At 37.6% G+C, this 19,867-nt stretch carries 13 protein-coding genes; all 13 read left to right on the top strand.

Going from position 1 to position 19,867, the window contains the following annotated elements:
* Positions 1-29 precede the first annotated feature (29 nt).
* The 13 genes from EV201_RS10690 (at position 30) to uvrC (ending at position 19,856) form a co-directional block, all read left to right on the top strand.
* Entirely contained in the window at positions 30-2,429 is a 2,400-nt protein-coding gene (locus EV201_RS10690) for an FtsX-like permease family protein (protein ID WP_130307553.1), read from the top strand.
* A gap of 538 nt (positions 2,430-2,967) precedes the next feature.
* Positions 2,968-4,440 carry a lipopolysaccharide biosynthesis protein gene (locus EV201_RS10685; protein WP_130307552.1) on the top strand — a complete coding sequence of 491 codons (1,473 nt, stop codon included), beginning with the start codon at positions 2,968-2,970 and terminating at the stop codon, positions 4,438-4,440.
* Positions 4,441-4,509: 69 nt separating this feature from the next.
* Entirely contained in the window at positions 4,510-4,944 is a 435-nt protein-coding gene (gene dut / locus EV201_RS10680; RefSeq protein ID WP_130307551.1) for a dUTP diphosphatase, read from the top strand.
* 143 nt (positions 4,945-5,087) lie between these two features.
* Entirely contained in the window at positions 5,088-6,086 is a 999-nt protein-coding gene (locus EV201_RS10675) for a sugar phosphate nucleotidyltransferase (RefSeq protein ID WP_130307550.1), read from the top strand.
* Positions 6,087-6,181: 95 nt separating this feature from the next.
* Positions 6,182-7,924, top strand: coding sequence for a tetratricopeptide repeat protein (locus tag EV201_RS10670; protein WP_130307549.1), 1,743 nt, complete (start codon positions 6,182-6,184; stop codon positions 7,922-7,924).
* An 18-nt stretch (positions 7,925-7,942) separates the two neighbouring features.
* Complete coding sequence (gene lolB1, locus EV201_RS10665) at positions 7,943-8,800, top strand: lipoprotein insertase outer membrane protein LolB1 (RefSeq protein WP_165389630.1); 858 nt, start codon at positions 7,943-7,945, stop codon at positions 8,798-8,800.
* Positions 8,801-8,803: 3 nt separating this feature from the next.
* Positions 8,804-10,021, top strand: a complete 1,218-nt coding sequence (locus EV201_RS10660) for a murein hydrolase activator EnvC family protein (RefSeq protein WP_130307547.1) — start codon at positions 8,804-8,806, stop codon at positions 10,019-10,021.
* A gap of 33 nt (positions 10,022-10,054) precedes the next feature.
* A complete protein-coding gene (locus EV201_RS10655) occupies positions 10,055-13,348 on the top strand; it encodes a CCDC158 family protein (protein WP_130307546.1) in 3,294 nt (1,097 codons plus the stop codon).
* Positions 13,332-13,736 carry an ATP-binding protein gene (locus EV201_RS10650; RefSeq protein WP_242610475.1) on the top strand — a complete coding sequence of 135 codons (405 nt, stop codon included), beginning with the start codon at positions 13,332-13,334 and terminating at the stop codon, positions 13,734-13,736. The genes EV201_RS10655 and EV201_RS10650 overlap by 17 nt, the downstream gene beginning before the upstream one ends.
* Before the next feature lie 3 nt (positions 13,737-13,739).
* Complete coding sequence (gene ybeY / locus EV201_RS10645) at positions 13,740-14,165, top strand: rRNA maturation RNase YbeY (protein ID WP_130307545.1); 426 nt, start codon at positions 13,740-13,742, stop codon at positions 14,163-14,165.
* 126 nt (positions 14,166-14,291) lie between these two features.
* Entirely contained in the window at positions 14,292-16,169 is a 1,878-nt protein-coding gene (mnmG, locus tag EV201_RS10640; protein WP_130307544.1) for a tRNA uridine-5-carboxymethylaminomethyl(34) synthesis enzyme MnmG, read from the top strand.
* A 201-nt stretch (positions 16,170-16,370) separates the two neighbouring features.
* On the top strand, positions 16,371-18,011 hold the full coding sequence (gene ade / locus EV201_RS10635) for an adenine deaminase (RefSeq protein ID WP_130307543.1): 1,641 nt from the start codon (positions 16,371-16,373) through the stop codon (positions 18,009-18,011).
* A gap of 42 nt (positions 18,012-18,053) precedes the next feature.
* A complete protein-coding gene (gene uvrC, locus EV201_RS10630; protein WP_207224436.1) occupies positions 18,054-19,856 on the top strand; it encodes an excinuclease ABC subunit UvrC in 1,803 nt (600 codons plus the stop codon).
* Positions 19,857-19,867 lie beyond the last annotated feature (11 nt).

Genomic DNA, 19,867 nt, shown 5'->3' with positions numbered 1-19,867 from the left:
AATATGAGTAAAATTAAAAAATAAGATTCATGAATTTCATAAAAATAGCATTTCGTCGTTTGTTTCGAAAAGGAGAGCACAGCACTGCCCGTATTATATCTTTAGCAACTGGTTTGGCATTTGGGGTTTTGCTTTTATCTGAGGTTTTTTATTATTACAGTTTCGATAGCTTTTATCCTGATTCCGATAGAATTTATGTCGTTCATGAAAATTTCAAAATGGATAAATCGGCTGAGACAATGGAAAGTTATAATCGGGTCAGTGGAGCAATCGCTCCAGGTTTAAAAGCCGAGGTGCCTGGCGTCGAAGGTGCTGCTCGTTTATTAGACATTGATTACTCAATATTTTATACTGATGATAAAAAAAGTTACAGGGCAAAATTCTCCTTTACTGATGAGTATCTTTTTGATGTTTTGCCAAGAACCATGATTAAAGGCGAATCCACAGATATTCTTAAAGCTCCTATGACTTGTATGATCTCGAGTGAAATAGCTGAAAATATGGGGGGCGATGTTGTGGGTAGGCTGATTGAATTAAAAGAGTATCCAGGTAAGAAATTATCAATTGGTGGTGTGTTTGAAGCTTTGCCTGAAAACACGAACTATAAGTATGATATTTTAATCTCTATGGTTTCTTTAGGTCAGTTTCGGTGGGATGGATCTGACCAATGGTTAGGTAATGATTGTTATTATGCTTGTGTGAAATTGGCTAAAGGGGTTAAAGCTGAATCTCTTGCTCCTGCGGTTAGAAAAATGCAGGAAGTCCATCAGGACATTGAAAGATTGGAAGAACAGCAAGGCGGACTGGTTTTGAAATATTCATTCATGCCTATTCAGAAAGTTTATATTGGGAATTTAAAAGATATGATTTTGATTCTGAGCACGATTGCTTTTGCTGTTTTGCTTGTTTCGTTGTTGAATTACATTCTGCTGACTTTAAGTGTATTGGTTGAACGCTCCAAATCATCGGCTATTTATAAGACTTTTGGAGCGCATGCACGTCATTTACGACAACTTATATTTTCTGAATCTGTGATTCTTTTTCTTATTTCTTTATTCGCAGCTTTTGTCATGATTATGGTACTGCAGCCAGCAGCCGAAAATCAAGTTGGTCACAAATTGGTTTCAGAATTAAACCCCTATGTTATTTTGCCTCTACTTGCAATATTGATACTTATGCTTGCACTAATGAGCTATTTACCAGCCCGTTTTTTTTCGCGAATACCTGTTGCGAATGCTTTTAGACATTATCAGCAGAAAAGAAATCAATGGAAACGGTTTTTGTTATCCTTTCAATTTGTAGGAGCTTCTTTTATTTTATCTATGTTGGTTATCGTTAGTTTGCAGTATGATAAAATGAAAAATAGTTCTCATGGCTACCATTCAGAGGGCGTTTTTTATGGATCTACTAGTGGTATGAATGGTAACAAAATTGCAAGTGTATTACATGATTTAAGGTCCATGCCTGAAGTTGAGATGGTGGGGCTTGGTACTATGATGCCATGTAACGGCATCTCAGGGAATAATATTCAATCTCAGGATAAGCAAAGTGAATTATTTAATGTGGCAGATTTTTATTCAATAGATGAAAATTATTTATCGATTTTAGGTCTTTCTGTGACCACAGGTAATCATTTTACGAATGAAAAGACCCTTGATGGTGATCTACTGATTAGTCAGAAGGGTGCAGATATGCTTAAATTGTATAACGGATGGAAAGGTGGCCTTTTAGGGAAACATATTGTTCTTAGTGAGCATGGAGGTACATATATAAGAGGGATATTCGATGATTTTACCATAGGGTCAAAAGCAGAACCAGACACCCGTCCTGCTGTATTCTTCTATAGGTCAGAATCGAACTTTATAAAAAAAGTGATTAAGCGACCATCCTATTCGTTTAATATTTTGGTAAAAACATATCCTACTACTCAAGCAGGAATGATGAGTAAAATAAGAGAGATTTTTAATAAGGCACTACCCTATAAAGATGCGAATATCAAGAGTCTCGAAACGGAGCAGGAAAAAGCCTATGAGCAACAACGTGGATTTCGAAATGCGATGATGGCTGGGAGTGCTGTAATCTTACTCATTACGATTATTGGATTACTCGGGTATACAACTAATGAGGCGGTTAGGAGACGCAAGGAGTTGGCAATTCGAAGAATAAATGGAGCCAAGTTTTCAACCCTTCTTAAGGTGTTCTTGTGGGACATTGAGATTGTGGCTGTTCCTGCCGTATTGCTCGGTGCTTGGGGAGCTTGGTTTTCAGCAGGCTTATGGATGCAGAATTTTGCATATAAGTTACCGCTACATTGGGGAATATTTTTGATTTGTAGTTTGATTATTCTATTGCTTGTAGCACTTGTTACTGTTTTAAATTTCACTAGGAGTGCCAAACAGAATCCTATCGAGAGTTTGAGATATGAGTAATATAAAATGAAACATCCCGACTGGGAATACCAATCGGGATGCTCACAAAATACTTAAACAACAAACACTAACATAAACGTTCCTTAAACGCGTACGCCACAAAGGTGAGCATTAAAAACGGTTTTTGAAAGTGATTTTCAGGCAGATATGAGTGCAAACGTTTTAGAGTGCCCTCGGAAACGTTTGTAGTGACTCTATTTGTATTCAATTTAAATAAAGAGCTCCTTATCTGTTATTTATTGTGAATTGCTCCACGTGGAGCAATAATTCCATTTTCATTTTGATTGTTCTGGCAAACTAAATTCAAGTTTATTGATGTGGCACATCAGTAAAAATGTTTAGATCATTCTGCATGAACAGCGTTATAGCCTTTCATTTGTCCAAATCGGAAAATCCGAGGGCTTAAAACCTAAATTTCGTTATATTTGTCTTCTTATGGGGGTGTCTATAAGCTCAATCTGTTACAGTATTTTGTTTTGAACAGGATGAGGATTTAAGGCTATCCTAAAAGTAGATTTTAACTCCAACACACGAAATTTTGAATCCATTAAAAAAATTGGCTGGCGAAACAGCCATTTATGGTGTAAGTTCCATTCTCGGACGACTGCTAAATTGGCTTTTGGTACCACTTTACACCAATATATTTGTAGAATCTGAATATGGGATAGTCACCAACCTGATGGCTTATGTTGCCATGACCTTGGTTATTTTGACCTATGGATTAGAGACCGGTTTTTTTCGTTATGCCAATGATGATGATTGTAAGTCGACTGTCTTTTCTACGACATTCTTGTCAGTAACGACAACAAGTCTCCTATTTTTGCTGGGAGTTTTCTTTTTTCTAAATCCGATATCTTCGTTTTTGAACGTAGGTGATCATTCAATCTATATCATTCTGCTGGCACTTACTTTAGCTTTTGATGCCATTACCTCATTACCCTTTGCTAAGCTTCGTCAAGAGAACAGACCCTTGCGATATGCCTTTATTAAGCTGAGTAATATTGGGATTAATTTAGGTTTGAATCTGCTCTTTTTGGTGCTTTGTCCGAAGTTAAATACTTGGTTCCCCGAATGGGGTATAACCCGTATTTGGAATCCGGATATTGGGATTGGATATATTTTTATCGCGATGTTTGTGGCAAGTCTTTTTAATCTGATCCTGCTTTTACCGGATTTACTTAAGGTGAAATGGCAGTTCGATATGACTTTGCTTCGTAAAGTACTCAAATATGCATCTCCTATTTTGGTGGTTAGTATTGCTGCACAGATTAATTTGAATGTGGATAAAATGCTGATGCCTAAGTTGATTTCTGATGCAAGCGAGGCTTTAGCACAGACGGGGATTTATGGCGCAAACTTTAAGTTGGCCGTTATCATGACTCTCTTTATACAAGCTTTTCGTTTTGCTTTTGAACCATTCTTTTTTTCGCAGAGTAAAGATGAGAGCAGCAAGAAACTCTATGCAGATATTCTGAAATATTTCATGATTTTCGGTTTGTTGATTTTCTTAGGTGTAATGTTTTATCTGGATATTGTGAAGATACTTATCGGGCCTAAGTTTCATGCAGGTTTGGATGTGGTCCCCATAGTCCTGTTGGCGAATTTATTTCTCGGTATCTTCTTTTCATTGTCGCTTTGGTACAAGCTTACTGATAAAACCCGTTTGGGGGCTTATATCGCCCTTGGAGGGGCTGCAATTACATTAATGTTGAATATTATTTTAGTTCCCTCAATGGGCTATTATGGTGCAGCCATTGCCATTTTGGTCTGCTCCGTTTTAATGACAATTACAAGTTATATTCTGGGACAGATCTATTATCCAATTCCTTATAATTTAAAACGTATTGCGACTTATTTTGGACTGGGAATGTTGCTTTATTTTTTTAGCACCTTTATCCAGCTCGAAAACCATTGGCTTAAAATGTTAGTTAAAACTCCATTAATTATTTTATTTTTAATGGTCGTTTTCCAGAAGGAAAAATTATGGACTTTGCTTAGAAAGAAAGGATAGTGGATTAATTTCCTGATTTTGGGGATAATATGTGAATAGAAATCGAATAAAAACGAAACAAATATAAAAATGAAGGTTAAGATTATTAATAAATCGAAACACGATTTACCGAAGTATAGCACAGCCTTATCAGCGGGTATGGACTTGCGTGCTAATATTAATGAAAGGGTGATGCTTCAGCCACTTGAGCGAACTCTAATTCCAACGGGTTTGTTTATTGAATTACCTGCAGGATATGAAGCGCAGATTCGTCCACGAAGCGGAATGGCTTTGAAGGAAGGGATTACGGTTTTAAATACTCCTGGTACGATTGATGCCGATTATCGTGGTGAAATTCGTGTGATTTTAGCTAATCTGTCTAATTCTATGGTCGAGATTAACGATGGTGATCGTATTTGTCAGATGATTGTTGCAGCTCACGCAACTGTAGAGTGGGAAGCTGTTGAGGAGCTGGAAGAAACCGTTAGAGCAGCGGGAGGTTTCGGTCATACAGGAAAAGAATAAATTCGTTAAGCGTTAATAATTATTAAAGACTGAGTTTACTAAAACTTATTCAGTAACTTTGAGATTGCCTTGTAAACGCCCCTTGTTTTGTGTGGTTTGGGGTGGGCAATGAATGAGAAAAATATAAAAAACTAAAGAATAAAATGAAGATTATTGTTCCAATGGCCGGAATGGGTAAGCGTATGCGCCCACATACATTAACGGTACCAAAACCATTAATTCCAATTGCTGGAAAACCGATTGTTCAACGCTTATTAGAAGAGATAGCCAAGGTTTCAGGAGAGGAGATTGAAGAAATCGCTTACATTATTGGGGATTTTGGTGCTGAAGTAGAGAATCAGCTAAAAGGGATTGCAGCCAATTTAAATGCAAAAGCAAGTATCTATTACCAAAGGGAAGCATTAGGAACAGCGCATGCTATTCACTGTGCAGCAAATTCACTTGATGGTAAGGTGGTTGTGGCTTTTGCAGATACATTATTTAAAGCCGATTTTGTTTTAGACGATCAGGCCGATTCTGTTATTTGGGTGCAAAAAGTTGAAGATCCATCAGCTTTTGGTGTGGTTAAAATGGATGAAAACAACAAGATTACCGATTTTGTTGAGAAACCTCAGGAATTTGTGTCAGATCTGGCTATTATCGGGATTTACTATTTCAAGGATGGTGCGAACCTTAAGTCTGAATTGCAATATCTTTTAGATAATAAAGTTGTGGTTAATGGGGAATATCAGTTGACTGATGCTCTTGAAAACATGAAAAATAAGGGATTGAGCTTTGTTCCCGGGCAGGTGATTGAGTGGATGGATTGTGGTAATAAGGATGCAACCGTAAATACCAATCAGCGTATTCTTGAATATCATAAAGATGATAAATTGGTTGCTGAGAACCTGATTAATGAGAATGCAGTCATTATTCCACCTTGTTATATTGGAGAAAATGTAGTGATCAGGAATTCCGTTGTGGGGCCTCATGTTTCATTGGGAGATAATTCTTTCGTTGAGAACTCATTGGTTTCTAATGCGATTGTACAAACAAATACCAAAATTGCTGGCGGTAATATAAAGAATTCCATGTTAGGAAATTTTGTTGAAGTTACTGGTGAAGCAAAAGAATACAGCGTTGGTGATTACACCAATTGCTAATTAATTTGATCAAAGTTTAGATTCTGAAGCCAGTTGATTCTGGCTTTAGAATCGATTCGTGTCTGTAAATTTGATCGGATTGAAATACAAATAGAATGATGAAAAGACAAATTATAGTTTATATCGTTGCCGGAGCACTTGCTTTAAGTTCTTCGGTGGCTTTGGGTCAAAAGAAAGGGAAGGATAAAAGAAAGACAAAGACTGAACTGACCGAAGAGAAACGTCTTGAGTTCGATTTTGCATTTCATGAAGGCGAAAAGGCCTTGGTCCTTGGTGAGTATGAGAAAGCTATTTCCTGGTTTGTAACCTGCATTAAGCTTGATAATACGAGTGCGGTGGCCCGTTACGAGTTGGCTAATATTTACATCGGTAAAGAGAATCTTAATTCTGCGCTTGCATTAGCTCGTGAAGCGGTGGCTTTACAGCCCCAAAATATGTGGTATCAGGTTCAATTAGCAGGTATTTATAAGTCCAAAGGTATGATTGAACAGGCTTGTGAGGTTTATGCAAATTTGGCAAATCAGTTCCCCAAGCGTAATGATTTTTATCACATACAGGCCGAGTTGTATGCATCGGTTGAAAAGTTTGAAGAGGCTCTGGAAGTCTACCAAAAGCTTGAAAAGAAGATTGGCATAACTGAACAGGTTAGCTTAAACAAACACACACTTTTTCTTCGTTTAGATAAGAGAAAGAATGCCTATTCAGAGTTGAATAAACTCATAAAAAAATTCCCCTTCAAGGTTGAGAATTACGGTTTGCTTGCCGATATGTATCTTCAGGATGGGGATGGTGAAAAAGCATTGGATCTGTACAAAAAGATTGTAGAGATTGCTCCTGAAAATGGGCTGGTTCATTTCTATTTGGCTGAGTATTACCGAAAAGAAAAGAAATATGACTTAGCTCAAAACGCCTTGAAGAAGGCTTTTGCCAGTGACATGGTGGATCCGGATAAGAAGATTCAATACCTGATGGGTGTGATTATGGCAGATCCGGAAAATAAGGTCACCGATGAAACCCTAAAAGAATTGTTGGATTTATTGATAAAAGTCCATCCCGACCATATCCATGTCAATGCACTTTATGCCGATTTTTTGCGACGTCAGAAAGATAGTGCAGGGGCTCGAAAACTACTGAGAAAAGTTCTTGCGCAAGAGAAAACGAACTATGTCATTTGGGAAGAGTTGATGTTTATTGACAATGAGTTATTGGATTTTGACAGCATGCTAACTGAAAGTGAAGAGGCTATTAAGTATTTTCCAACTCAACCGATGTTGTATATTTTTAACGGGGTTGCAGCAGCGCAAAAGAAAGATTATGAAAGGGCTGTTAAATCGCTAACAACAGGGTTTAATTACGTGGGAGATAATATCCCCATGAGAATTCAATTTCTCACCTATTTGGGCGACGCGCAATACGAACTTGGTCATACCGAGAAAGCATTCAAAGCCTACGATGAGGTTCTTCTTTTTGATCCTGATAACGTGGTGGTTTTAAACAACTACAGTTACTATTTGTCTGTGCTTGATCAGAGATTGGAAAAAGCTAAGGAGATGAGCTTAAAATGTGTTGAGATTGAAAAAGAAAATTCAACTTATCTTGATACACACGCATGGGTCTTATTTAAACTAGGCTCGTTTTCTGATGCGAAACGCGCCATGGAAAAAGCCCTTCAGTTTGGAGGACGGGAATCTGCTGTTATCGTCGAACACTATGGCGATATTCTTTACCGTTTGGGAGATAAGAAAGCGGCAATGACCGAGTGGGAAAATGCTCAAAAGCTTGGTGAAGGTTCTAAGCAATTATTAGAAAAGATTAAAACAGGGGTGATTCCTGAATAGTTTATGAAAATATTTCGAATGAAAAATTGCCTGTTGGGTGGTACTTTTTTGCTTCTGCTATTGTTGCAATTTTCGTGTAAGTCAACTTATGAGCTTGGGCGGAAAAGAGCTCATTGGATAAGTGATAACAGGTTATACAATCAGATTGTGGATAGCAGTCTGTCATACAATACGCTTTGGATTAAACGTTTTTCTGCACATTACGAATCAAACGAAAAAACACAAAACGTAAAGGGATCAATTAAAATTCTACGCGATAGTATTATTATGGTGCAGTTGAATGCACCAACCGGAATCCTTGAGGTAGCTCGTATTTATATTACGCCTGACTCGGTTAAGATCATCGATCGATTGAAAAAGGAATACCTTGCCAGCGATTTCTTTTTCTTGTCGGAGAAACTCAATATGGATGTTGATTTTTATACATTACAAAGTATCTTAACCAATTCAATTTTTCAGTTACGTGAGCTTTACGAAAAGCAACGCCCTTTTATTCGCAACTTTAAAGGGAAAGCAATTGACGATAAATATGTTTTTATTTCAGATAAGGCTTCTAAGGTTGAGCGAAAGTTGAGAAAGGATAAATACGAGAAACTTTATAAATTCAATTACCAACGTTTCGAAATTGATCCTTCACTGATGAAAATTACCGATGTCTTGGTTCGCTTATTTGGTGAGGAGAGGGATATGGTCTTAAAATATCGGGACTTTATTAATTTGGAAGGGCAGAAATTTCCAAGCGAATTGGTTTTTAAGGTGAAAGACTCAGTACAATCCTTATCTTGTAAATTAAAATATAATAAACTCGTATTGGATCAGGAAATTAAGTTTCCATTTAAGGTTTCTAGTAAATTTAAAAGAATCTATCCACAATAAATTATGGGATTTCTTAAAAGTCAGAAGTTATTTCTATTTCTCAGTCTTATTTTTTTACTGCTGAATTGTTCGGTAAATGCACAAGATATATCTAAACTAAAGAGGCAAAAGGAGCAAAATGCAAAGGATATTGCTTACACTCAGAAACTACTCCAAAAGACTCAAAAGAAACAAAAAGCCAGCCTGGGGCTCTTATCTGTTCTCAATAGAAAGATAAAACTTCAGGAGAATATGATTCGTAATATCCAAAAAGAATTGGATTATACAGACTCTAAGATTGGGAAAACTAAAAAGGAAATCTCACGACTAGAGCAAAAATACAAGCAGCTTCAGAAACAGTACGAAAAATTGATTGTGTATGCACATCGTCAAAAGAATTCTCGTGACAAACTCATGTTTCTATTTGCTTCTAAAGATTTTAATCAGGCCTATAAGAGATACAAGTATTTGCAACAATTTTCTGAATTTACCCGCAAGCGGGGAGAAGAATTGGTGGAAACAAAAGTTGATCTTGATTTAAAGCTGGATGGTTTAAAGCTTGCCAAAAAAGAGAAACAAGTTTTACTGGCTTTAAATACAAAGGCATCAGCTGAATTGTCTTCTCAAAAGAATCAGCAATCAGGTGTACTTGCGCAATTAAAAAAGAAGGAAAAAACACTTCGTCAGAATTTAGCGACTCAGCGTCGTAATGACCAAAAACTTGAGAAAAAGATTCGCAAAATTATTGCAGAACAAGCACGTTTGGCTAGAAAGAAAAAGAATGTTAGTGGCGCATATGGTCTGACGCCTGAAGAGAAAGTGCTTGGCGAGACTTTTGGTCAAAATAAGGGTAAATTCCCATGGCCGACACCTACGGGCTTTATATCTCAGAAGTTTGGTCAACATGCTCACCCGGTATTAAAACACGTGAGGGTAAACAATGATGGTATTGATATCACGACTAAACCTCAATCTGTTTGCCGTTCAATTTTTAAAGGTGAGGTTACTCATATTTTATCTATGCCGGGTTTAAATATGGTTGTTATTATAAAGCATGGTGCATATATGACTGTTTATTCCAATCTTGCAAAAGTTACGGTTAAAAAAGGTGATTTGGTTTCGGCTAAGGAGAAGATTGGGGTGGTTTATACCGACGAGAAAGAAAATCAAACCATACTTAAATTCCAAATGTGGAAGGAGACAACCAAACTGAACCCTTCTCTTTGGTTATTAAAACAGTAGTCGTTTCAATCAATTTATCTATAATTCTTGTGAATGGAATCCAACAGAGAGATATTTATTGAGAAACTGGATAATTTTATCCGGAAGTATTACCAGTATCAACTCTTAAGAGGCTTTCTGATTACAATCCTTTTTTTGATTGTGCTTTATTTAGGGATAAGCGTTTTTGAATATCACCTATATTTTTCCGCACGTACGAAGACGATTCTGGTTCTTATTGGATCGGTTTTACAGCTTTTTGTATTCATTTCACTTATTGTTCTCCCATTAAGGAGCTTGTTATATAAAGGTTCACGTATTTCATATCGAAAAGCGATTTCTCTGATTTCCTCGCACTTTCCCGAACTCGAAGATCGCTTGTTAAATACATACGAGCTTAGTGAAAATTCGTTAGCGAATTCTGAGGATAATGCCCTGCTTATTGCCAGTATCAATCAGCGTATCGATTCTTTTTCTGTCTTATCTTTTAGGGAGAGTATTTCTTTTAGAGACACCTATATCTATCTCAAATATCTTTTGAGTGTTATTCTTTTGTGTCTTCTTATATATTTTGCTTATCCTGATTTTTATCCCAGTAGCAATCAGCGCCTCATACATTTTCGGAAGGATTATAAGGCACCAGCAGATTTTGAGTTTGTTATCGATTCTGAATTGATTGCTGAAAAAGGTGCAGATTATATCTTAAGCCTTCATACGGATGGCAAATACATTCCGGAGTCAGTCGAGTTGATTTATGGGGGACAAAAGTATTTAATGCTTTCTGACGGCGCAGGGATTTTTACTTATGAGTTTCGAAATATCAATTCTGAGCTTTTTTTCACATTACAATCGGGGCAAATTAAATCTTCAACCTATCAATTGCGAGTTAAATCGAAACCGGTACTGGATCAGTTGGAGATCAGTATTCAGCCACCATCCTATACGAATTTACCTGCCCGTACAGAGAAACAAATAGGGGATGTAAGCTTTCCTGTCGGTTCAAAATTAAGTTGGCTTATAGAGGCTTGTAATGCGGATAGTATCGGACTAAGTTTTGCGAAAAAAGACACTCTTGTATTTGTACCCAATTCGAAGTTGACGTTCGCCGATCAATTTTTTGAATCAGACACTTATTCAATTAGTCTTGCAAATTCTGATTATAGCCAATCGATATACACCCGTTATCAACTGGATGCTATACCCGACCAATTTCCATCTATAGGTGTAAGTATACAAACCGATACGGTATCTGCTTCGGTCTATTATTTTAAAGGTATTATTAAGGATGACTACGGTTTTAGTAAATTACGATTTGTATATAAACCGGAAGGGGATGTCGCTAAATTTTTGCCCGTTCCAATTCAGAAAAACAGAACGCGTCAGGAATTTTATTTTGCTTTCGATTTTTCATCGGCGAATTTACCTCAGGGAAGTCAAGTGCAATATTATTTTGAAGTTTTTGACAATGATGCGATCAATAAATTTAAATCTACGAAATCAGATTTTTTAAAATTTTACTTACCAAGTGCCGAACAGGTTTTTGAACTGAATTCTATTATACAAGATAGCTTAAGTCGTAAAATTGATCAGACTCGGGAAATCTCTCGTGAAATTCAACAGGATGTTCATAAATTACAGAAAAGTTTATTGGACAATTCAAGTGATCAATGGCAACAAAATCAAGTGTTTAATGAGATTGATGCCCGAAAAAAGCAGCTTGAGAATCTCTTAAAAGAAATTAAGAAGGATAATGCCCGTAAAAATCAGCTTATGAAGGCGGCTGGATTGCAGGATTCCATACTTCTTGACAAGCAAAAGAAGATTGAGCATTTGATGGAGAAAATTATGGACGATGAGTTGAAAAAACTTTTTGATGAGTTCAATAAATTGTCTGAAGAGTTGGATAGAGACAAGATTAATAAATTGGGAAATCAATTGAAAATGTCTATGTCGGATTTTCAGAAGCAACTCGATCGTAACCTTCAGTTGTTGGAGCGTTACGAAATTGAGTTGGGGGTGAAACAACTTTCTTCACGAATTGAAAAATTGGCGGAGGAACAAAAAACACTTTCTCAAGCTAAGCGAAAAGATCAGGAGTCTACCATTCGAAAACAAGTGAGTGCACAAATGCAGTGGGAGCGAATTGAAAAAGATTTGGATGAATTGTTGAAGAAGAATTCAAACATTGCAAAACCTTATCAGCTCGGCGATTTTCAGAATGAGAAAAATGAGATCATGAAGAGCATGCAGGAAAGCCTCGATCAGTTGCGCGAAAATAAAATGGGTAAGGCTGGAAAGAGCATGCAGAAAAGTTCCCGTCAACAATCTGATTTGGCTCAGAAACTTGGCTCGGCTATGGCCGGAAGTATGTCGATGCAAATGAGTATTGATACCGATCTGTTGAGTAAATTGCTGTACAATCTCATTGATTTTTCTTTTCAACAAGAAAAGCTTATTTTAGATTTGAGAAAAATCAATTACCTTAATCCATTATATGTCAATATTATCGACAGGCAAGGGGTTTTGGCTGAAGAATATCAATTGTTACAGGATTCTTTATTGTCTTTATCGAGCCGTACACCTCAGGTTGCTGCTCTGATAGGGAATAGAATTTTCGAATTGGAGGATTTTTTAAGGCAGAGTTTAGACGAGTTGAACGCTCATAGAGTCTATCAAGCTCAAGTGACACAGCAAAAATCGATGACCGAGATTAATGAGTTGGCCGTCTTTTTATCAGAAGCACTGAAACAACTCATGGAGCAAATGGCTAACGGTATGCCAGGGAGTCAGATGGGGGATAAAAAAGGGAACCAGCCCTCTTTTTCGGGAATGAAGTCGCAGCAAGAGTCTTTGAAAAAGATGCTTGAGCAAATGATTCAAGGCATGAAAGATGGTGAAGGTAAAGGCGGACATAAGAGTGAAAAATTAGGTAAATACCTGCAAGAGCAAGAGATGTTCAGGCGGAAGATGAATGAGATGATTCAGAATGGCGGATATGGTGAGCAGACTGAAAAAATATTGAGAGAGGTGATGAAGATGATGGAGCAAACGGAACGCGAAATCTCTAATTTTTCGATTAACCGACAGACTATTATTCGTCAGAATCAGATTATGACTCGATTGTTGGAGGCTGAAAACGCCACACGTGAGAAGGATTTTGATAAGAAAAGGGAAAGTAAATCGGGCAAAGATTATAAATTGAGTAACCCAAAAGCTATATTTGAGTATAAGAAAACAGATACCGACTTCGATGATTTGTTTAATGATTCGAATGTGAAACTCATAGACTACTACAATAAAATTTATTTGGATTATCTTATTCGATTGAACGATGGCAAAAGCAGATAACTTATTAAGAGTTCCTTCTCGAATGCATTACTTAAAACGTGTCGAGAACCTCATTAGTAACCTGTCTTCACATTATCAAATTAGCCCTGAGGCTTCCGAGAAAATTAGTTTGGCCGTTTTGGAAGCTGTAAATAATGCTATTCTCCATGGCAATAAGCTCGATCACAAGAAAAATGTTACAATTCATTTTCAGGTGAGTAAGCGCTGTATCTCCTGTGTTATCAAGGATGAAGGTGATGGATTTGATTTTTTATGCGTTCCGGACCCAACTCTTCCCGAAAATATTGAGAAAACTCACGGAAGAGGCGTATTTTTGATGAATCATTTGGCCGATTCAGTCCACTATAGTGCTGAGGGCCGACATGTTAAAATGGTTTTCAATCTATAAGAAATGCAGATAAGTTACAATACGTGTGAAACTGAAATGCCTGAAATCAATCAGGAAAGAGTCAGTTCTTGGATCTCTCAGGTTGTGGAGAGTTTTGAATGTGAAATAGGGGAGATTAATTATTATTTCTGCTCGGATAATTATTTGTTGGAGATGAATCGTGAGCATTTAAATCACGATTACTTTACTGATATTATCACTTTTGATTACACCGTTGCGGATATGATATCAGGGGATTTATTTATTTCTGTAGATACTGTGCGTGATAATGCGCAAGAGTACCAGGTGGATTTCTTTGAGGAACTACATCGGGTGATTGTACATGGTGTCCTTCACTTGCTTGGGATTGACGATAAATGTGATGAGGATCAGGAAATAATGACCCAAAAGGAGGATGAATCATTAGCTTTACTTTCCAAGATTCATTAAATTTGTGAAATTTTTTCAATTAAAAAATTGATTATTAGCTTTTTAGAGTGATTTTAAAGGGTTGATATCTAATATATTACCTGACATTTTGATGAGAAGTGTTGGTGTAAAATACTGAAAGCGTATATGTTAGCGGAATATGATGTAATAGTAGTTGGTGCTGGACATGCAGGATGTGAGGCCGCAACGGCAGCAGCCAATTTAGGATCCTCGGTGCTTTTGATCACCATGGATATGAACAAGATTGCACAAATGTCGTGTAATCCGGCTGTTGGTGGGATAGCGAAAGGACAAATTGTAAGAGAGATTGATGCATTGGGAGGGTATACCGGTATTGTGACCGATAGATCATCCATTCAATTTAGAATGCTGAATCGCTCGAAAGGACCTGCAATGTGGAGTCCTCGAGCACAATGTGACCGAATGGTTTTTTCTGCAGAATGGAGAAGGGTTGTTGAGAATACTGATAATCTGGATATGTGGCAGGATGCCGTAATGGGACTTATTTTCGAAAAGGATAAAGTGGTTGGGGTAAAAACCAAACTTGGGATCGATATTAAATCGAAAACAGTTGTTTTAACCAATGGAACCTTCCTGAATGGGTTGATGCACGTTGGCAAAAAACAAGAGATGGGAGGCCGTTCTTCTGAACCCGCATCACTCGGCATAAGTGAACAATTAAAATCTGTAGGGTTTGAAGTTGGTCGTATGAAGACTGGAACTCCTGCTCGTCTTGATGGACGAAGCATTGATTTTTCGGTAATGAAGCGACAGGATGGGGAGGAAGATTTCCATCAGTTCTCGTACCTGAATAATCATGTGGATAAGGAGTTGATTCAGCGCCCCTGTTTCATTACTTATACCAATCCCGAGGTGCATTCCGAACTGGAACTTGGTTTTGAGGAATCGCCGATGTACGATGGAACCATTCAAAGTACAGGACCGCGTTACTGTCCAAGTATCGAATCGAAGTTAACGACTTTTGCAGAGAAGAATGAACATCTTTTGTTTTTGGAACCAGAAGGGGAAACAACACATGAATATTATATCAATGGTTTCTCATCAAGTTTAGCTTGGGATATCCAATTGAATGGTTTAAAGAAAGTGCCAGGATTAGAGAATGTGAAAATGTATCGCCCTGGTTATGCTATTGAGTATGATTATTTCGCTCCGACGCAATTGCATCATACTTTGGAAACAAAGCTGGTCGAGAATCTTTATTTTGCTGGTCAAATTAATGGAACAACAGGATATGAGGAAGCAGGAGCTCAGGGTATACTTGCGGGAATAAATGCGAGTCTGAAAGTTCAGGGAAGAGAGCCTTTTACTCTGAAACGTGATGAAGCTTATATTGGTGTTTTAATCGATGATTTGGTTACTAAAGGCGTCGATGAGCCCTACCGTATGTTTACTTCTCGTGCAGAATATCGAATTCTTTTGAGACAAGATGATGCCGATATGCGACTAACACCTCGTGCCTTTGAGTTAGGTTTAGCTGGGCAGGAGCGAATGGATTTGCTGAATCAGAAAATTGAATATCGAAATAAACTCATTGATTTCTGTAAAGAATTTGGTGTGAAACCTAAATATATTAATGCTGTTTTAGAAGATTTAGGAACCAGTCCTCTTAAGCAAGGGGTAAAACTTTATGATGTTATTTTGCGACCTCAGGTTCATATTTCTGATTTGATGGACACAATTCTTCCTCTAAAAGAGATTGTCGATTCTATTCCCAATAGGAGAGATGAGATTGTTGAAGCCGCTGAAGTCTTAATAAAGTATTCGGGTTATATCGAGCGAGAAAAATTAATTGCGGATAAGCTGACTCGACTTGAGAGAATTGTCATTACTGATCGTTTTGATTACACGACCCTACAGTCTTTATCAACCGAGGCACGTCAGAAATTAGATAAGATAAGACCTGAAACAATAGGACAGGCTTCGCGTATTCCTGGTGTTTCGCCAAGTGATATAAACGTGCTTTTAGTCCTTATGGGACGTTAATGTTCCACGTGGAACGCTAGGTGTTTTGTCTGAAAAACGCCCTTTAAAGAGCTCGAAAACGCCTTGTCTTGATTGTGAGATGGGTGTTTTCGAGCTCTTGGCATGATGGGTTTTGAGAAAAAAACGTCATGATTATTTTAATCGCAATTCCTTTTATCTGGATACTTAGTATCTTGTATTATAATTTGAAAATTGAATGATATGGATAAGTCTAATTTTACTATTGCCGGAAACATAGTTGATGTAGTTGCAAAAAGAATATATAAGGGCGAGATTGAGATTAAAGACGGGAAGATTATATCGATCAGGGAAGTCGAGTCTGCACCCGATTGTTATATTCTACCAGGCTTGGTTGACTCACATGTACACATAGAGAGTTCACTTTTGATTCCAAGTCGTTTTGCAGATTTGGTTGTTAGGAAAGGCACCCTGGGTATTGTGACCGATCCTCATGAAATTGCAAATGTGTTGGGAGAAATAGGAATAGACTTCATGATTAATGATGCACGTAAGACGCCGCTTGAAATTCGTTTCGGGGTGCCATCTTGTGTGCCTGCGACTCCTTTTGAAACATCCGGGTTTAGATTGGGGCCGAATAAGGTTGAGAGTTTACTGAAACGTGAAGAGGTTGTTTGTTTGGCTGAAGTTATGGATTATCCCGGAGTTATTCGAGGTGATTTGGATATCATGAAAAAGATCGTAGCAACGAAGCGATTAGGCAAGAAAATTGATGGACATGCTCCTGGTGTAAATGGTGAAGGGTTGAGAAAGTATGTTGCGGCAGGTATTTCTGCGGATCATGAATGTTCGACTTTGGAGGAAGCACTTAATAAGATACATTTGGGGATGATGATACAGATTAGAGAGGGGAGTGCAGCTAAAGATTTTGATGCATTGTATTCTCTGATCGAAACACATTCTGATCGCGTCATGTTGTGTACGGATGATACACATCCCGATGATTTATTTGAACGTGGGCATATTGATCATCTTATTCGCAAAGGGCTAGAGAAGGGGTGTGATATTATGAATTTGTTGCGAGCTGGATCTTATAATGCCATCAAACATTATGGTCTTGATTTAGGATTACTTCAAGTGAGAGACTCTGCAGATTTTATAATTGTTGACGATTTAGAGTCGTTTAATGTGAAATCGTCTTATATGAAAGGTGAATGCATTTATAAAGACGGAGAGGTGTCCTTTGATAGTCATAATGAGATTCTCCTGAATAATTTTTACCGAAAGGAAATAGAGCTTAAGGATCTTCAGGTTGACGCTAAGGATTGTGATGTGCATGTGATGACAGTTAGTGATGGTGATTTATTAACGGGTTGGACAAGCGCACGGCCTAAAATTGAAGATGACAAGTTTGTTTCAGATACAGGACAAGATGTGTTGAAAATGGTTGTGATGAGTCGTTATAATAACGATAAGCCGGTTGTTGGTTTTGCTAAGGGGTTTGGCTTTAAAAAGGGCGCGATATCAGGAAGTATCGCTCATGACAGTCATAATATTATCGCTGTAGGAACTAATGATGTTGATTTGTTGAATGCCTTAAATACTCTTATTGCCATAAAGGGTGGGATGGTAGCCCATGCGCAAGATGAATTCAAAATGGTAAAGCTTGACGTGGCAGGGCTGATGTCTAACAAAAGAGGTGAGGATTTATTGTTAGATTATAAAGAATTATCCGATTTTGCCCTCAGTTTTGGAAGTTCTTTTCATTCTCCATTTATGACACTGGCTTTTATGTCTTTACTGGTTATACCTAAATTGAAACTTTCAGATAAAGGGCTTTTCGATGTTGAGCAATTTAAATTGATTGATTTGTATTGTGAATAGTCTTGTTTATATTGCTTTCCGATCCATTAGAATTTATTATCTGTGATAAAAAATAAACACATTATACGTTTAAAAGAGCTTGTTGCGGCCTTGCCAGAGGAGCCTGGAGTTTATCAGTTTTTTGATGAACATGAAAAGATCATTTACGTTGGAAAGGCCAAGCGTTTGAAAAGGCGTGTTGCCTCCTATTTCAATAAGGTGCATGATATTGCCAAAACGAATGTGATGGTGAAAAAGATTGCCGATATCAAACACCTTGTTGTAGAAACGGAGGAGGATGCCCTGCTGCTCGAAAATAATTTGATTAAAAAGCATCAGCCTCGCTACAATATCCTTTTGAAAGATGACAAGTCTTACCCCTGGATTTGTATAAAAAAGGAGACTTATCCACGAGTTTTTATTACCCGACAATTGGTGAAAGACGGATCTGAATATTTTGGACCTTATACCAGTGTGCGTATGGTGAGAACACTTATGGATTTAATTCGTTCCTTGTATAAGCTGAGAACTTGTAATCTTAAACTAGACGAGGCGAGTATTTCTCAGGGAAAGTTTAAGGTGTGTTTGGAATATCATATAGGGAATTGCAAGGGGCCCTGTGTTGGCAAAGAGTCATTTGAAGAGTACCGCCAGACTATAGCTGAAATACGACATATTCTTAAGGGGAATATTAAAAATGTAACAGATTTTCTTCAGGAAAAAATGCAGGCTCTGGCTCTCGATTATAAATATGAGGACGCTCATTTAATTAAGGAAAAGTTAGATCTTCTTGAGAGATATAGGAGCAAATCAACGATCGTAAGTCCTACCATTGATAATATTGATGTGTATTCTATTTTGGCTGATGAAGAAACGGCCTACGTTAATTTTTTAAAGCTTGTGAATGGAGCAATTATTCAGGCTCACACTATAGAGATTAAGAAAAAACTGAATGAGAGTGAGGAAGAGCTTTTGGTGATGGGGATTATTGAAATTCGTCAAAAGATTTTCAGTACAGCTAAAGAAATTATTGTGCCTTTCCCTTTAGATCTTTCAATGCATAATGTGGGGTTTACGGTTCCTCAAAGAGGAGATAAGAAGAAGCTTTTGGATTTATCATTGCGTAATGTGAAGTACTTCCGTCAGGAAAAATTGAAACAGCTTGAAAAGAGACAACCCAAGAAGCATTCAGATCGAATAGTGGAGGGGATGAAAAAAGATTTCCGTCTTAAAGAATTGCCAGTTCATATCGAGTGCTTTGACAATTCGAATATTCAGGGGACACATCCTGTTGCTTCCTGCGTGGTGTTTCGTAATGCCAAACCTTATAAAAAAGATTATCGCCATTTTAATATCAAAACAGTAGTTGGAGCCAACGATTTTGCCTCGATGGAAGAGATCATTTATAGGCGATATAAACGTTTGTTGGAGGAGGAGAAGTCCTTGCCTCAGTTGATAGTGATTGATGGCGGGAAAGGGCAATTGGGAGCTGCTTTAAATTCTTTGGAGAAGCTTAATTTAAGGGGGAAGATTGCAGTTGTAGGTATTGCAAAACGTTTGGAAGAAATCTTTTTCCCAGGCGATCCTTATCCCTTATATCTGGACAAGAATTCGGAAAGTTTAAAAGTAGTGCAGCATTTGAGAAATGAATCACACCGATTTGCGATCACCTTTCACAGACAAAAAAGGTCGAAAGCCTTTATTACTTCAGAACTGGACGAGGTCTCTGGAATTGGACCCAAGACCAAACAGAGTCTGATTTCGACCTTTAAATCGGTAGAAAATATAAAAAATACCAATTTGGAAGATCTTGAGAAATGTGTGGGTAAGTCAAAGGCTTTAAAACTCTGGAATCATTTCAATTAGAGGTCTTAATT

Origin of the sequence: Ancylomarina subtilis (genome assembly GCF_004217115.1) — a bacterium.
GTDB classification, from domain to species: Bacteria; Bacteroidota; Bacteroidia; order Bacteroidales; family Marinifilaceae; genus Ancylomarina; species Ancylomarina subtilis.
The sequence above is the reverse complement of the archived record's forward strand: the minus strand, read 5'-3'. Positions and strand labels throughout refer to the sequence as shown.

Bases quoted from the DNA above. Each gene is read 5' to 3' on its own strand.
- EV201_RS10655 (WP_130307546.1), top strand. From the start codon at position 10,055: ATGGAATCCAACAGAGAGATATTTATTGAGAAACTGGATAATTTTATC.
- mnmG (WP_130307544.1), top strand. From the start codon at position 14,292: ATGTTAGCGGAATATGATGTAATAGTAGTTGGTGCTGGACATGCAGGA.
- EV201_RS10690 (WP_130307553.1), top strand. From the start codon at position 30: ATGAATTTCATAAAAATAGCATTTCGTCGTTTGTTTCGAAAAGGAGAG.
- dut (WP_130307551.1), top strand. From the start codon at position 4,510: ATGAAGGTTAAGATTATTAATAAATCGAAACACGATTTACCGAAGTAT.
- EV201_RS10660 (WP_130307547.1), top strand. From the start codon at position 8,804: ATGGGATTTCTTAAAAGTCAGAAGTTATTTCTATTTCTCAGTCTTATT.
- EV201_RS10670 (WP_130307549.1), top strand. From the start codon at position 6,182: ATGATGAAAAGACAAATTATAGTTTATATCGTTGCCGGAGCACTTGCT.
- lolB1 (WP_165389630.1), top strand. From the start codon at position 7,943: ATGAAAAATTGCCTGTTGGGTGGTACTTTTTTGCTTCTGCTATTGTTG.
- ade (WP_130307543.1), top strand. From the start codon at position 16,371: ATGGATAAGTCTAATTTTACTATTGCCGGAAACATAGTTGATGTAGTT.
- ybeY (WP_130307545.1), top strand. From the start codon at position 13,740: ATGCAGATAAGTTACAATACGTGTGAAACTGAAATGCCTGAAATCAAT.
- EV201_RS10675 (WP_130307550.1), top strand. From the start codon at position 5,088: ATGAAGATTATTGTTCCAATGGCCGGAATGGGTAAGCGTATGCGCCCA.
- EV201_RS10650 (WP_242610475.1), top strand. From the start codon at position 13,332: ATGGCAAAAGCAGATAACTTATTAAGAGTTCCTTCTCGAATGCATTAC.